The organism is Rheinheimera lutimaris (genome assembly GCF_013283795.1).
GTDB classification, from domain to species: Bacteria; Pseudomonadota; Gammaproteobacteria; order Enterobacterales; family Alteromonadaceae; genus Alishewanella; species Alishewanella lutimaris.
The window spans coordinates 146,365-161,573 of sequence record NZ_JABSOD010000006.1; the positions used below are offsets into that span (position 1 = coordinate 146,365).

Annotated in this window: 13 protein-coding genes; 11 read left to right on the forward strand and 2 right to left on the reverse strand. The window is 49.8% G+C overall.

Going from position 1 to position 15,209, the window contains the following annotated elements; translation table 11 throughout:
- Positions 1-30 precede the first annotated feature (30 nt).
- The 3 genes from HRH59_RS08050 to HRH59_RS08060 are packed head-to-tail and all read left to right on the forward strand — an operon-like array spanning position 31 to position 3,343.
- Positions 31-360: a zinc ribbon domain-containing protein gene (locus tag HRH59_RS08050; protein WP_173500766.1), complete on the forward strand. Its 330-nt coding sequence runs from the start codon at positions 31-33 to the stop codon at positions 358-360.
- A complete protein-coding gene (locus tag HRH59_RS08055; RefSeq protein WP_173500767.1) occupies positions 361-642 on the forward strand; it encodes a YeaC family protein in 282 nt (93 codons plus the stop codon).
- Positions 632-3,343 (forward strand): DUF349 domain-containing protein, encoded by a 2,712-nt coding sequence (locus HRH59_RS08060; protein WP_173500768.1) that lies wholly within the window; start codon positions 632-634, stop codon positions 3,341-3,343. The genes HRH59_RS08055 and HRH59_RS08060 overlap by 11 nt, the downstream gene beginning before the upstream one ends.
- Positions 3,344-3,419: 76 nt before the next feature.
- On the opposite strand, the gene ansA is transcribed toward HRH59_RS08060, so the two are convergent.
- Both ansA and sppA read right to left on the reverse strand, forming a co-directional pair.
- A complete protein-coding gene (gene ansA, locus HRH59_RS08065; RefSeq protein WP_173500769.1) occupies positions 3,420-4,436 on the reverse strand; it encodes an asparaginase in 1,017 nt (338 codons plus the stop codon).
- 88 nt (positions 4,437-4,524) lie between these two features.
- Positions 4,525-6,405, reverse strand: coding sequence for a signal peptide peptidase SppA (sppA, locus tag HRH59_RS08070; RefSeq protein ID WP_173500770.1), 1,881 nt, complete (start codon positions 6,403-6,405; stop codon positions 4,525-4,527).
- 185 nt (positions 6,406-6,590) lie between these two features.
- Between sppA and HRH59_RS08075 the strand changes: the two genes are divergently transcribed.
- The 8 genes from HRH59_RS08075 (at position 6,591) to HRH59_RS08110 (ending at position 15,183) form a co-directional block, all read left to right on the forward strand.
- A complete protein-coding gene (locus HRH59_RS08075) occupies positions 6,591-8,609 on the forward strand; it encodes an oxidoreductase (protein WP_173500771.1) in 2,019 nt (672 codons plus the stop codon).
- Between the two features lie 232 nt (positions 8,610-8,841).
- A complete protein-coding gene (gene glgC, locus HRH59_RS08080) occupies positions 8,842-10,074 on the forward strand; it encodes a glucose-1-phosphate adenylyltransferase (RefSeq protein ID WP_173500772.1) in 1,233 nt (410 codons plus the stop codon).
- Between the two features lie 49 nt (positions 10,075-10,123).
- Positions 10,124-11,554: a glycogen synthase gene (locus HRH59_RS08085; protein WP_173500773.1), complete on the forward strand. Its 1,431-nt coding sequence runs from the start codon at positions 10,124-10,126 to the stop codon at positions 11,552-11,554.
- A gap of 114 nt (positions 11,555-11,668) precedes the next feature.
- A complete protein-coding gene (locus HRH59_RS08090) occupies positions 11,669-12,226 on the forward strand; it encodes an NAD(P)H nitroreductase (protein WP_173500774.1) in 558 nt (185 codons plus the stop codon).
- Positions 12,227-12,368: 142 nt separating this feature from the next.
- Positions 12,369-12,644 carry a type II toxin-antitoxin system TacA family antitoxin gene (locus HRH59_RS08095; RefSeq protein WP_173500775.1) on the forward strand — a complete coding sequence of 92 codons (276 nt, stop codon included), beginning with the start codon at positions 12,369-12,371 and terminating at the stop codon, positions 12,642-12,644.
- Complete coding sequence (locus tag HRH59_RS08100) at positions 12,645-13,160, forward strand: GNAT family N-acetyltransferase (protein ID WP_173500776.1); 516 nt, start codon at positions 12,645-12,647, stop codon at positions 13,158-13,160. It begins immediately after the preceding gene.
- A 246-nt stretch (positions 13,161-13,406) separates the two neighbouring features.
- Positions 13,407-14,537, forward strand: a complete 1,131-nt coding sequence (locus HRH59_RS08105; protein ID WP_173500777.1) for a TIR domain-containing protein — start codon at positions 13,407-13,409, stop codon at positions 14,535-14,537.
- A 103-nt stretch (positions 14,538-14,640) separates the two neighbouring features.
- Positions 14,641-15,183: a hypothetical protein gene (locus HRH59_RS08110; protein ID WP_173500778.1), complete on the forward strand. Its 543-nt coding sequence runs from the start codon at positions 14,641-14,643 to the stop codon at positions 15,181-15,183.
- The last annotated feature ends 26 nt before the right edge of the window (positions 15,184-15,209 follow it).

A 15,209-nucleotide genomic window follows, 5' to 3' on the forward strand; every position in this document is an offset into this window, starting at 1 on the left:
GCAAGCCGCCGCAATTTAGATTGGAGTACCATGGCTATTATTTCCTGTCCGTTTTGCGGACAAAGAATTTCTGACAAAAGCCCGCAATGCAGCGGCTGTAACCAAGACTTAAGCAATCTGTCGGCAGAAAAACTGGAGTCGCTGGCCCGCGATAAGCGTCTGAGCAAATCACAAAGCCTGATGAACCATGGCATGTTGTCTATGCTGTTGTTTTTAGGCGGCTTTGGCTCCATATACTGGTTTTCACCAGCTCAGGGCAGCTTGCAGCAAATAGCCTTTATGGGGCTGAGCGCAGTGGGTTTTTGCTGGTATATTATTACCCGCATCCGCATTATGTTGTTGAAAAAAGGGCGCAAATAAATGGCGTTTAATGCCTTGGTGCAGGCAATGACACCTGACACTTATGAAAAACTGGCAGAAGCTGTGGCCACCGGCCGTTGGGCGGACGGTAATGCCATGACAGAAGCACAACGGGCGCACAGTTTGCAGTTGGTGATGGCCTATCAGGCGCAGGTATTAAAGTCAGATGAACTCTTTACCATTGGTGCCGATGGCCAAATGATACAAAAATCCAAAGCCGAACTAAAAAAACAATTCGAAACTCAGCCGTCCATTGCAAGGTTCTCGCACGATGATCTTTAAACGTTTTTTCAAACCGAAATGGCAACATCCTGATGCCGCTGTGCGTCAACTGGCTATAGCCGAACTGAACAGCAATGATCAGGCACAAAAATCTGTACTGCATGAGCTGGCATTTAATGATGGCGCCGAAGCTGTGCGCAAAGCGGCACTGCTGAAATTGAACGACTTTTCACTATGGTGGCAGGCGAGTAAACAAGACAGCGCCGTACGTCTGCAGCAGCTGGCTGAGCAAACACTGATTACCCAACTGGTGCAAAATCAGGTAGAGCTTAAGCTGAAACAGCAATTTATTGCTCAGTGTAACCGCAGCAGTATTCTGGAGCAGTTAGCACAAACCGAAACCGATGCCGGCATTAAATTCAGCTTATTGCAGCGCTTAAACAAAACCGAATTGCATATTAAAGCGCTGCAGGACCCGGTATTACAGTTAGCGCAGAAACAGCAATTGCTGGCGCAGATTGATGATGAAAAACTGCTGGAAAAATTAGCCAAACAGCTCGACGGTGAACTACTGGCCGGCGTTCAGCACAAACTGGCACAGCTACAGGAACAAAAACAAAAACCACAGCTGCTGCGAAAACAGCTTACGCTGTTGCTGGCCAAACTAAACGCTGCCCGCGAGCGGGTTGATGTGGCGCAGTTACCGGCGCAATTGGCAGAATATCAAACGCAGTGGCAGGCCTTAGCGGCAGATCTGCACTGTTTGGGCTCTGAAGCGGCAGAGTTCAGCGCCAGGTACGACAAAATCGTCGGCCAAATTAATCAGTGGTTAGCACCGCGTTTAGACGAGTTAAGCAGACAACAAGCCGAACAGGCCGCAGCCACTGCCAAAGCAGAAATACAGTCGGCGTTACAGCAACGTATCGACAGCTTAGAGCAGGCATTGCAGCAAGCCTTATTATCTACCGATATCAGTGCGGCGCAGCAATTGGAGCAGCAGCTTAACAGTCTGGCCGATGAGCTTGGCGCAGCTGATGTACCGGCTAAAGCAGTGCTGCACAAGCGTATTGCGCAATTGCAGCAGCAACTAACCCGCTTACCTGAGCTGGCAGAGCAACTAACCGGTTTAACCCGCATAGTGGCAGACTGGGCGGCGCAGCCGTTGCCGGACACTGCTGAAGCCTATGCCATCACCTCAGAGCAGGTACAGCAATGGCAACAGCAGTGGCGTCAGCTGAGCAAAGCGATGATGATAGCCGTGCCGGCCAGTTTACTGCAGGCGAAAAATGCCCTGGCACAGCAGTGGCAGCAGGCAGAAAAAGGCTTTAATCAACAGGCAGAAAAAACACAACGCCAGTGCCGTAGCAAGTTAGCGCAATACCGGCGGTTATATGCTGCCGGTAAGTACAAAGTATTATTCGGTTTATTTAAAGGCATTGAGCAGGATTATCAGCAGCTGACTGCGGCACAGCAGGCACAGTTGAGTAAAGACTACGACTTTGCCCGCGATAAAATGGCTGAGCTGGCCGATTGGCAGGAATATATTGCCACACCGCGTAAGCAGCAGTTACTGCAGCAAATGCAGCAATTAAGCACTGAGTTGGCAGAAAGCCAGATGCGCCAACGCGCTGACGAAGTTAAACAGGCCCGAGCGCAGTGGAACAGTTTGGGTAAAGCCGACCCTGCGTTAGAGGCAGAACTTAATACCGCCTTTGACGTTGCTTGTGAACAGGCATTTGCGCCGTGCCGTGCCTACTTTGCCGCTCAGGATGCGCTGCGCGCTGAACATGTGCTGCAACGTCAGCAGATCATCGCGCAAGTACAGCAGTTTGCCCTGAGCCAGCCGGATGCCAAAGCACTGGATACCGGCCTGCAACAGCTAAAGCAAGCCTGGCAGCAAGCCGGTGCCGTTGATAAACAGCAGTTTGCGGCGCTGAACGAGCAATTTAATCAGGCGCTTATGCCACTGCGGGCACAGTTAACTGCGCTGCAGCAGCAAGCGGCCGCCGCCAAGCAACAATTAATTGAGCAGGCCAGCGCGGCGCTTAATCTGGCAGAGCCGAACCAAACCGCCAAGGTGCTGAAGGAATGTCAGCAGCAATGGAAAACCGCCGGCAATGCGGCCCGCAAACAGGATCAAGCGCTGTGGCAGCAATTTCGTGCGCTGTGTGACGGCTTTTTTAATGCCCGCTCTGAGCAGTTTGAACAGCAAAAACAAGCTGAACAAACCCAGCTGAAACAGCTTGAGGCAGAACTGGCCGCATTAACAGCAGCGTTGGATGCAGCAGACGAACCTGATGCGCTGGCTCAGGTACAGCAGCAATTGCAGACGCTGCAGGCTGATGGTGGCGCTGCGCAACAGGCAGTGCGCCGCTTGCAGGATAAACTGCAACAGAAACAGCAAACATGGCAGCAACACCAGCAGCAACGCGAATTTGCCCGCATGTTTGACGTGCTTGCATCTGCGGATGTCAGCGCCGGGCAATTACCGGCCGGCTACAGAGAATGTTTTAACAATCAGCAGGAACAGCAATTTAACCGCGCGCAACTTACCCTGGCGTTAGAGCTGATAGCCGATATGCGATCACCGGCAGCTGAGCAAAGCGCACGCCAACAAGTACAGTTGCTGTTGTTATCGGATAAACATAATCAGGGCAGTGCGCTGGATAAACACAGCCTGTTAAAACGCTGGTTGCAGTTTGGCGCGGTAACGCAAGCGGAATTGCCGTTGCTGGCGCGGGTTAAAGCAATATTTGTTTGATATTCAGCTACTGTCTTACCCACGCTGACAGCTAAAGTTAGCCGTACAGCGTGGGTAAAGTGAGCCTCTTTAATTTTTAGTCAGCAGTAAGCTCTCCGCGTAAGTTTTGCTGCATCTGCTGTCGTACCTGCTCCGGGCTAAGTGGCTTACTCAGCAGGTAATGCAGCTTGGTTAGCGCCGCTTCTAATGTCATATCGTAACCGCTTATTACGCCGCTTTGTTGCAATGCATTGCCGGTGGCATAGCCCTGCATATTTACTGTGCCTTTAAAACACTGGGTGCAATTTACAATAATTAAGCCACGCTCTGTGGCGTCGCGCAGTATTTGTAACAACTCCGGCCGCTGCGGTGCATTGCCGACACCAAAAGACTTAATAATTAACGCCCGTGCCGGTGCCGCTGTCATATTGCGGAACATATCGGTGTTAATACCCGGATACAGTGTTACCACACTGATAGGCTGCGGCACTACAGAAGCCAGGTTCAACGGCGCGGCCACGCTACTTTGGCTTAATTTACCGGCCAGCAAATTGATATGAATGCCGGCTTCGAGCAGTGGCGGAAAGTTCGGCGAGGCAAAGGCATTAAAACCGTTGGCGTCGGCTTTGGTAGCGCGGTTGCCACGAAACAGTTGGTTATTAAAAAACAGCGCTACTTCGGCGATAGGGTAATTCGCTGCCAGATACAAGGCGTTAAGTAAGTTCACCTGACCGTCTGAGCGCATTTGTGCCAATGGAATTTGTGAGCCGGTAATAATCACCGGCTTTTCCAGGTTTTCCAGCATAAAAGACAGCGCTGAGGCGGTATACGCCATGGTGTCAGTGCCGTGCAGCACAACAAAGCCGTCGTAGTGCTGGTATTGCTGCTGAATATCTTCAGCAATATGGCGCCAGTGCTCCGGTGTCATATCAGATGAGTCAATTACCGGGTGGTATTCATGAATATCAAATTCCGGCATTTCAGCGCGGTAGAATTCCGGCATGCGTTTTACCGTATCGGTTAAAAAGCCCGGTACCGGCACATAGCCCTGGTCGGAGTGTTGCATACCTATAGTGCCGCCGGTGTAGGCGACATAAATGCGTTTTCTGCTCATATTGGAGTTCAAATAAAAATGCCCGGTAGATGCCGGGCATTGTAATAGACTTTATTGCTGCTGTCAGTCAGCGCGCGGTGTTAACAGCTCAGTTAACGCTGCAGCTGACACAGTAGGAGTAAACGCCATTGGGATCGTTAAACTGGTTCAGCAGTACAAAGTCCTGTTTCAGCTGTTGGGTTAATTTGCCAAGCAGTTTTTGCTCTGCGCTGATACCGCTGTGCGGTAACCAACCCTGTGCTTTGGCTTCGCCGAGAAAGTCTTTGATCATCTGCTCGGCAGGGGTCAGCTGATGCTGCACCACTTTTACATCGTAGTTGCTCAGGCCGGCTTTATCTGCCGCAGCTTTTATCGCATCATCAATAGTGCCGAGTTTATCGACCAGGCCCAATTCCTGCGCTTTACGTCCGGTCCAGACACGGCCCTGGGCTACACTGTCTACTTCAGCATTGGTCATATTACGGTTTTCACCTACCATGCTTAAAAACTCGGTATAACCGCGTTCGATCAGCAATTGAAACAAGTCTTTCGCTTTTGGCTCCAGGCCTTTAAACAGTGGCAATCCGGCAGATAAACCGGCCAGCTCGGTAGTGCCGACACCGTCCACGTTCAGGCCCAGCGTAGGCATAGCTTGCTCGGCAGTGTGCAGCAAACCAAAGATGCCGATAGAGCCGGTAATGGTGGTAGGTGCTGCCCAAATTTCATTGGCCGGCGCCGCTATCCAGTAGCCGCCGGATGCAGCAACAGCGCCCATCGAAGCAATAACCGGTTTGCCGGCTTCGCGCAGTAAGCTGATTTCCTGGCCAATCACTTCAGAGGCATAAGCACTGCCGCCAGGGCTGTCAATGCGCAGTACCACGGCTTTTACTTTGTCATCATGCCGTGCCTGGCGCAGCAGAGCAGCGGTAGTGTCGCCGCCGATAGTGCCGGCCTTGGCACTGCCATCAACAATTACACCCCGCGCCACTACTATGGCCACTTTATCGGTTAGCGGGTTATCAAACTGCTGTGCCGGGATCACTAAATCGGCGTAATCCGCAAACGTAACGTGGTTGTAGGTGTGGTCGTCATTTTCACCGACAATCGCTATCAGGTCGCGGCGAAAGGCTTCACGGGTTTTTATCTGATCAACCAGGCCGGCGTTTACCGCATACTGGCTTAAATCGCCTTCAGCAGCGGTCAGTTTTTCCAGCAGGGCAGCATAGGTTTCGTCAAAGTTATCTACCGCAAAGCCACGACGCTCAGCTACCTGCTGCTTATAATCAGCCCACAACTCATTTAACCAGGCAATGTTGGCTTCTTTGGCTGCATCTGACATGTCATTGCGCAGGAACGGCTCAACAGCAGATTTGTAGGTGCCGACACGAAACACATGGGTGTTAATCTTCAGCTTTTCCAGTGCATTTTTGTAATACATCGGGTAGCTGCCATAGCCTTCGAGGATCACGGCACCCATCGGGCTTAAACTAATCTCATCAGCGTAGCTGGCCAGGTAATACTGGTTTTGGCCATAGTAACCGCCGTAGGCCAGTACTTTTTTGCCACTGGCTTTAAAGCCTTCAATAGCGGCACCAATCAGCTGCATTTTGTCCAGCGAGCCACGGCCCAGCATGGATAAGTCCAGCACCAGCGCCTGAATGCGGTTATCTTTGGTCGCTTTATTAATTACCGTGACAACGTCACTTACCAGTACTTCAGGAGACTCTTCCTGGCCGCCTAAGCTTTCATTAACGGCCGTGGCGATAGGGTCGGTCCAGCGTTTTTCTTCTACCAAATCACCGGTAAGATCTAATACCAGCGCGGCAGTTTGCGGTACCTGCACTTTATCTTCACCGCTGAATATCGATACAGCGATTAACGCCACTATACTGATAAACAGCAAATTGAGGATAACGGAACGAAAACCGCGGTAAACCCGCGCAATGGCACTAAATAACCGGCGAATAAGGCCGGGGCGTCTGTCTGTCATGGCTAATTCCTGTTTAAATATCACAACTTGTGCATAATGCTATGCTAACCAATTTAGCGTTAAAGGCTAAGCGGAATTTGTAAGTAAATGTGTTGCAACGGCTAAGGCTGTTTGTGCAACTTGCTATACGTTGGCAAAGCAGCTAAAGTCTGCCCCAAACAACAGGTACGACCAGAGAGGGTGATGTGGCATACCAAAAATTATTACAACCACTGGACTTGGGTTTCACCACGCTGAGAAACCGCGTCATTATGGGCTCGATGCATACGGGTCTGGAAGAAGAAAAGCAGGGCTTTGCTAAACTGGCCGCTTTTTATGCCGAGCGCGCCAAAGGTGGTGTCGGTTTAATTATTACCGGCGGGATCAGCCCGAATTTTCGCGGCAACCTGGTGCCCTTTGGCAGTCAGCTGAGCTTTTGGTGGCAAACCGGTAAACATAAGCAGGTTACCCAAGCGGTGCACCAGCACGGCGCGAAGATTTGCTTACAGTTACTGCATGCCGGCCGTTACGGTTATCATCCGTTTAGTGTGGCGCCAAGTAAAATTAAATCGCCTATTACGCCGTTTAAGCCCTCGCAAATGTCGGCCAGGCAAGTAAAGGGCACCATTAAAGACTTTGCCCATGCCGCTGCGTTGGCCAAAAAAGCCGGTTATGACGGCGTAGAAGTGATGGGCTCGGAAGGCTATTTAATTAACCAGTTTATTTGTTCGCGTACCAACCAACGTACCGACGACTGGGGCGGCAGCTTTGAAAAGCGCTGTCGCTTTGCCATTGAAACGGTAAAGGCGGTGCGTGAGCGCTGCGGCAACGACTTTATTATTATTTATCGCCTGTCGATGCTGGATTTAGTCGAAGACGGTAACAGTTACGATGAGGTAGTCGCATTAGCCAAAGCGATAGAGCAGGCCGGTGCTACCTTAATTAATACCGGTATCGGCTGGCATGAAGCACGGGTGCCCACCATCGGTACTATGGTACCGCGCGCGGCTTTCAGCTGGATCACCGAAAGGGTTAAAACCCAGCTGACTATTCCGGTAATTGCCACTAACCGTATTAACGATCCCCAGGTGGCAGAAGACATTCTCGCCAACGGCCAGGCCGATATGGTGTGTATGGCGCGGCCGTTTTTAGCCGATGCTGACTTTGTGAATAAAGCGGCGGCCAACCAGGCCGAGCTGATCAATACCTGTATTGCCTGTAACCAGGCTTGTTTGGATCACGTGTTTCAGAATAAACGCGCCAGCTGTTTGGTGAACCCGCGCGCTTGTTATGAAACCGAACTGAATTTTAGCGCCGCAGCCAAGCGGAAAAAAATTGCGGTAGTCGGTGCCGGCCCGGCCGGGTTGGCCTTCAGCGTTTATGCAGCACAGCGCGGCCATGAAGTGCATTTATTTGATAAATCGCACCAAATCGGCGGCCAGTTTAACTACGCCAAGCAAATTCCGGGTAAAGAAGAGTTCCATGAAACGCTGCGCTATTTCGGCCGTATGCTGGAGCTGCACGCGGTAAAACTGTTTTTAAACAGCGAGCAAACTGCAGACAGTTTAGCCGCTGCCGGCTTTGATGAAGTGGTGCTGGCCAGTGGCATAGTGCCGCGCGATATCGGCCTGGCCGGCGGTGACCATGCCAAAGTACTCAGTTATATTGATGTATTGCGTGATCACAAAGCCGTAGGCAAAAACGTGGCAATTATCGGCGCCGGCGGTATCGGCTTCGATGTTGCTGAATACCTTACCGAGCCGCACTCGTTAACTTTGCAGCCAAAGGCCTGGTTAAAAGATTGGGGTATTGATCACAGCTATCAGGGCCGCGGTGCCTTGCTGCCGGACGAGCTGCCGCAACCGGCAGAGCGTAAAGTGTTCTTGCTGCAACGTAAAAGCAGTAAAGTGGGCGCAGGCCTGGGTAAAACCACCGGCTGGATCCATCGTGCCTCGCTGAAGAAAAAAGGCGTTGAGATGATAGCCGGGGTTAATTATCTGAAAGTCGATGACAACGGCTTATGGGTTGAGATTGCCGGTGAAGAGCGTTGTTTAAATGTCGATAACGTGATTATCTGTGCCGGCCAGGAGCCATTGCGCGCGCTGGTGGCCGGGTTAACACAGCATGGCATTACACCACACCTGATTGGCGGTGCTGATGTCGCGGCAGAGTTAGATGCCAAGCGGGCTATCCGCCAGGGCGCTGAACTGGCCGCCGCTATCTGATCCAAGGCACCGCCCTGGTGCCTTGCTCTGCACTATATTAGTGAAGCTTACCAATAAAGGCACCATTTTGGTGCCTTTGTCATGCTAAAGACATTTATGGCTTTTATCTTGTGCCGGCGCAAACTGTTATGCATATTGACTGCTGGCCTTTTCGCCATTCAGGCTGCTATTCTGGTATCAGCTTTGCAAACTGCTTATAAAACACACACAGCAAGCACAACAGGGAGTTTCTATGTCCGGGGTATTAACCATGATACTGGCAGGCGGTGAGGGCACGCGCTTAGCCCCGTTAACCGGTGTCAGAGCAAAACCTGCAGTACCGTTTGGCGGTAACTACCGCATTATCGATTTCGTGTTAAATAATTTTGTAAACTCGGATTTGCTGCAAATCTTTGTTATTACACAATTTAAATCGCACTCCTTAATGAAGCATTTAAGCCGCGCCTGGCGGGTTACCGGCTTAACCAACCGCTTTATTGACCCGATCCCGGCGCAAATGCAAACCGGTAAACACTGGTACCTGGGCACGGCAGATGCCATCTATCAAAACCTGCATTTAATCCACGGCCTGGACCCGGAGCATGTTTGTGTGTTCGGTGGCGATCATATTTACAAGATGGATGTACGCCAGATGCTGGATTATCACCGCCACAAGCAAGCCGTGCTTACCGTAGCCGCTATTCCGGTGCCGGTAGAGCAGGCGCACGAATTCGGTGTAATTGAAGTTGATGCTGATGGCAAAATGATTGGCTTTGAAGAAAAGCCGAAAACCAATCCGAAAACCATCCCCGGCCGGCCGGGCTTTGTGCTGGCCTCAATGGGTAATTACATTTTTGAAGCCAAAACTCTGGTGAGTGTGCTGGAAGAGGATGCTAAACAGGCCGATTCAAAACATGACTTCGGCCATAATATTATTCCAAAGCTGTATCCGGCGGGCGAGGTGTATGTCTATGATTTCTCTTCTAACAGCATCCGTGGTGAAAGCGAGCGCAGCAGTGGTTACTGGCGTGATGTCGGCACCATAGACTCCTATTACGACGCTAACATGGACCTGATTTCAGTAGAGCCACCGTTTGATTTATATAACAAATACTGGCCGCTGCGTGGCTACACGCCGCCGGTGCCGCCGGCCAAGTTTGTCCACGATGAAGCCAACCGCACCGGCCAGGCGATTAGTTCCATGGTGGCGTCCGGCTGTATTGTCAGCGGCTCTATTGTGTATCAATCTATTTTGGGTTTTAACGTGCATGTGCACAGCCACAGCTATATTGAAAAATGCGTGCTGATGGGCAATAACGATATTGGCCGTGGTTGTCGTATCCGCCGCGCCATTATTGATAAAGACGTTAAAATTGCACCGGGTACTATTATCGGTGAAGATCCGGTGCTGGATAAACAACGCTTTCATGTGTCGGCCAGCGGTGTGATTGTGATCCCCAAAGGCGCAATGATTGGCTTTGACTAAGCCGGCAGTGTCAGCGTAAGCATAACGATTAGCAAAGGGCGGGGCCGTAGTGCGGATATTGTTTATATGTAGTGAGTATGAAGGCCTGGTTAAAACCGGCGGCCTGGCCGATGCCTGTCGCGGCCTGGCACAAAGCCTGTTGGCTGCCGGCCACCAGGTCACGGTAATGTTGCCGCGCTATGGCGTATTGTATCAACACAGCACGGCTGAGTGGCAATCGGTGTATTTTAATCTGGCCGGGCGTGACTTTGGTTGTGCTGTACGCCACTTTAACCTGGATGGTGTGGATATCGCCCTGATTGAGCATGATGATTTTTTCCGGCGTGAGCGGCCGTATGATGACGGCGAACATGGCTACAGTGATAACCCGCTGCGCTTCGCGTTTTTTTGTAAAGCGGCACTGGAGTGGGCGCAGCAGTGCGAACAGCCGTTTGATCTGATCCACGGTCACGACTGGCAAAGCGCCGCTGCAGCGTATTATTTAAAGCAGCATTATGGCAACAGCAGCCTGGCGCAGGTGCCCTTTGTGTTCAGTATCCATAACGGTGCCTATCAGGAAAAGTGCGCGCCGCATTGGCGTCACGAGCTGGATATCGAACCGCAGCGGCATGATGACTTAAACTTTCTGGCCACGGCGCTAAGCTACGCCGATAAACTGAACACCGTAAGTGCCGGTTATCGCGATGAGTTAATGCACGAGCCGCAGGCAGCCGGCCTGGCGGCGTTATATCAGCAGCGCGCAGCCGATTTCAGCGGCATTTTAAACGGCTGCGACTACGCTATCTGGCACCCGGCAAAAGATCCCTACCTTAGCGCGAATTTTGATGCCGCCGATTTAAGCGGCAAAGCGCTGTGCAAAGCGGCAGTGCGTGAGCAGTTACAGCTTAGTGATACCAAATTGCCGTTGGATACCAAAGTGCCGTTATTTGTCGGCGTAAGCCGGTTAACCGGGCAAAAAGGCTATGACTATTTGCTGCCGGCATTAACGCTGTGGTTGGCTCATACTACAGCGCAAGTAGTTATTATGGGCACCGGCGAGGCCCGTTATTGCAACGCGCTTAATACCTTGCAACAGCAATTTCCTGCGCAGTTTCGCTTTGTGCACGGCTTTAGCGAAGCCATGGCGCATCAACTGGAAGCGGCCGGTGATTTTTTCCTGATGCCATCCTTATTTGAACCCTGCGGTTTAAACCAGTTATACAGCCTGCGTTATGGCACTGTGCCGCTGGTACGTTTAACCGGCGGCTTAAAAGATACGGTAAAACCCTGGCCCGGCCGCGGCGCTACCGGTATCGGTTTTTACGAACCGGACATCAGCGCTACGCTGCAGGCGTTAAAACAAGCTGAAGAGTTATACAGTAAGCCGCGCAGTTACCGCACTGTGCAACAAAACGGTATGGCACAAAATTTCAGCTGGCCCAAAGCGGCTGAGCACTATGTAGCGCTGTATAAACAAGCACTCTGGATAAAAGCGCATTAAAAAACAGCAAACAGATTGCAAGCCCGAAGACCGGGCGTTACCTTGCCATAATCTGATGTTAAGCTTACTGTTAATTTGCAAGGCGGCATGCCGCTCACTTCATCGGGGTTTTTTATGGATGCATTGACGTTACTTACCGGTCGTTTTTCTTCTGCGCGTTTAACCGAACCGGCACCGTCCGGCGAGGTGCTGGAAAACATCAAACGTGCGGCACTGCAGGTGCCGGATCACGGCAATTTACGGCCATGGCGTTTTGTTATCGCCGAAGGGCGTCAGGCACTGTGCCGCCTCGGTGATATTTTTGCTGAAGCGGCGGTAGAGGACGATCCGGTTATTGCCACTGAACTGTTAGAGCGGGCGCGGCAATTACCGCTGCGCGCACCTATGGTCATTATCTGTATCGCCAAAGCGGTAGAGCACGCTAAAGTGCCGTTAATTGAGCAGCAACACTCAGCCGCCTGTGCTGTTATGGCGATGCAACAAGCCGCCTTTGCTCAGGGCTTTGGTGGCATCTGGCGCACCGGCGCTTATGCTCAGCTGGATTTTGTCAAACAAGCATTAGAACTGGGCGAAGACGATGAGATTGTCGGTTTCCTGTATTTGGGCACGCCCAACAGCGAACCGGCCAAGCGCCACACGCCGGACCCGGCAGAGTATTTCTCCTACCTGTAACGCCTTTGCAGCAAATCCAAAGAGCCGCAACGCTCTTTGGATGCAGCGCTCTTTGGATGCCCTGACAATTTCCAGCCCTTACTTGCGGCAATCTGCCGTACAGGTCTATACTTAGCACGTTTTTTATACAACAGAGGTTGTTATGGCCGCAGAGCTTCGTGAACGCATTGAAATGCGTGTAGATGCAGAAACCAAACAGCTGGCCGAACGTGCTGCAGCGGCTTTGGGTTGTGCTTCTTTAACCGAGTTTATGGTGCGTCTTATCCGCGACAATGCGCCTGGCATCCTGCAGGCACAAACCGCAATTAAGTTAACGTCAGCACAGTTTGATCAGTTCATCCAGGTGTGTGAATCCGCTCCTGCTCCTTATGCACGGCTGAAAGCCGCTGCCGATTTGTTGGATAAAGAGGGCTTTTAATTGGCTCTGGCGCCGGCATTTGTGCAGGCTGATGCCCGGTTGCATGCTTTAAAAGCGTTTGATTGCGGCAAAGCCAGCCTGAATACCTATCTGAGTCGTTACGCTATTCGCAACAGTGAGTTGGGGTTAAGCCGCACTTGGGTGCTGGCAGAGCAAAGCCCGCAGCCAAAAGCAGCGATAGCCGCGTATTTTACCCTGGCCGGCAGTACAGTGTTACGCGCTGATTTACCAAAGACAGCCAGTTCGTTACCGGCTTATCCGGTACCTGTAGTCATACTGGCACGCCTTGGCGTGTCGCTAACGCACCAGGGGCAGCAGTTAGGTGCTAAAACCTTAGTGCAGGCTCTGCGCACCGCTCGTGAGTTGTCAGAACGGGGTTTACCGGCATTCGGTGTGATTCTGGATGTACTGGATGATGACGCACTGCAGTTCTATCAACATATGGGTATGTTTGCACCTTTAACTGACCAGCCCAGGCGCTTGTTTGTAGCTATGGAAACTATTCGTCAGCTTTAGATTTAAACCAAACTAACACTGCATATATGTTGTGTATGCGAAATACTTTCGCTAAGTTAAATGCTTAATGTGGCGAGTACGGAGATATAACGCACACTTGTTTTTTATGGTGCGTGGTAATTGGTTGGTATTTTATTGCTTTTATTCAATAAGTTAACAGCCATTGTCTGTATTGTATGATATGAAAAAACAGTAATGCTAAAAATAAAATTTTAGCCTCATAGGTCAGCGAGGACTATAGGAAATATGGATAATTATGTTGATGCCTTGAATGCTATTTCAAAAGCGTGTGCTAATGCTTCAAAAACATATGAAGATGAAGGTTTTGGTGATTTATTAGCTAAGTTAGAAGAAGCAATTCGAACAATTGGACGGGCATCTTCAAACTCATGGATTGGTTATCAGTCATGTGTTTACTATAAAAATTTTAAGACTCCTAAACCTGGAGATCATTTTAGTTCTGAGTGGGGGTTCCAAAGTTCATTTGTTCAACCTGTCTCTGAAAATTGGGTAGAGTACAGTCCGGAGGACGTAAAGCGACTGATATTTGATATGGCAGAAGTCCCAGAAGATTCAGACTATGTACAAAAATCTATAAAGGTTGGAGAGAAATTTTCTAGCTTAAAAGATGAACTGGTGACATTGTTAACAGTAATAGTTGAGAGCACAAAATCTGAGTCCATTGAAGAAATTAGAGATGCGGCAAAAAAACTAAAATCACATTACACGCAAGAGCAGCTAATCTCAGTTCGAAGTCCCAAAGGTCAATTTATCACAAGAGACTCATTAGCTATGTCTCAGGGAGTAATTGCTCCCCCACATATTGCAGTTCAATGCTGGCTATTGTCTTTTCAGTCGTATTTCACTCAAATTGAGGAGTTGGGAAAGCTTGCAGATCGTGTCGCGACATATTTGCGTCAAAAATATAGAAACACAACAAATCACAAAAGCATAGTTGATGGAAAGGTGTTTATTGGGCACGGTAGAAGTTCAGTCTGGAAAGACCTGTCTCATTTTCTTTCAGATCGGCTTAAATTGGAATGGGACGAGTTCAACCGAGAGTCTTCGGCAGGAATTTCGATAAAGGACCGTTTGGAAGCAATGTTGGATCAAGCTTCGTTTGCCTTCTTAATAATGACTGCTGAAGATGAGCACATTGATTCCACGATTCATGCTCGGGAGAATGTGATACATGAAGTCGGTTTATTTCAAGGTAGGCTTACATTCAAACGAGCAATTATCTTGCTGGAGGATGGTTGTGAAGAGTTTTCAAATATTCATGGCGTTGGTCAAATACGATTTCCTAAAGGAAACGTTCGTGCTGCTTTTGAAGATATACGGATGGTTTTGGAACGTGAAGGGCTTATTCCTGAATAAATAATACTAACAAGCAATTATATTGGTCATTGCTGCGGCATCAACCCGTTGTGCGGCTTTCCGTACTGAATTTTTGCTGTAGGTTTGAATAGGAGAATGCAGCTTGAGTAGAGAATCTTATGAAATGGAGCGTCGATGTGTTGATAGACACAACGATTTGGCCCGCAATATAAACAGAATGGGACAAGAACAAGCCAGAATGATGACGAACGAGAATATAAATGTAGCAAAAGAAGTTGTGGCTCATGCTTATGGAAAAGCTAACTCATATACCAATGTGATTATCGCTGCGGGTTACGTTGGGTTTTTCACGCTATGGGGAAGTTTAAAGAACGATTTACCTTTGTGGGCGATTCTAGTATCAGGGGCACTTATTTTAATCTCGCTTCTAATATTTATAGGATTTGAGATATATAAAATGATTAGCAGTTCAGTGCAAATGCATAGGATATCTAAACGGTTACAGACTCCAGATATGGGAACACTGGCAGCAATTCAACAAATTGAACGGGAAAGCTCATTACGTAACGCCAAAGTATGGGTATTCGCAGTTATACCAACAGTAGTAACTGGCTTTGGGGCTGGTTTGGTGTTGCTTTTTTGTTTTCTAATTGAGTTTTTATCACCTTATTTACAGCAAAACTAGCATATAAAAAGCAGTCAGACGCACAT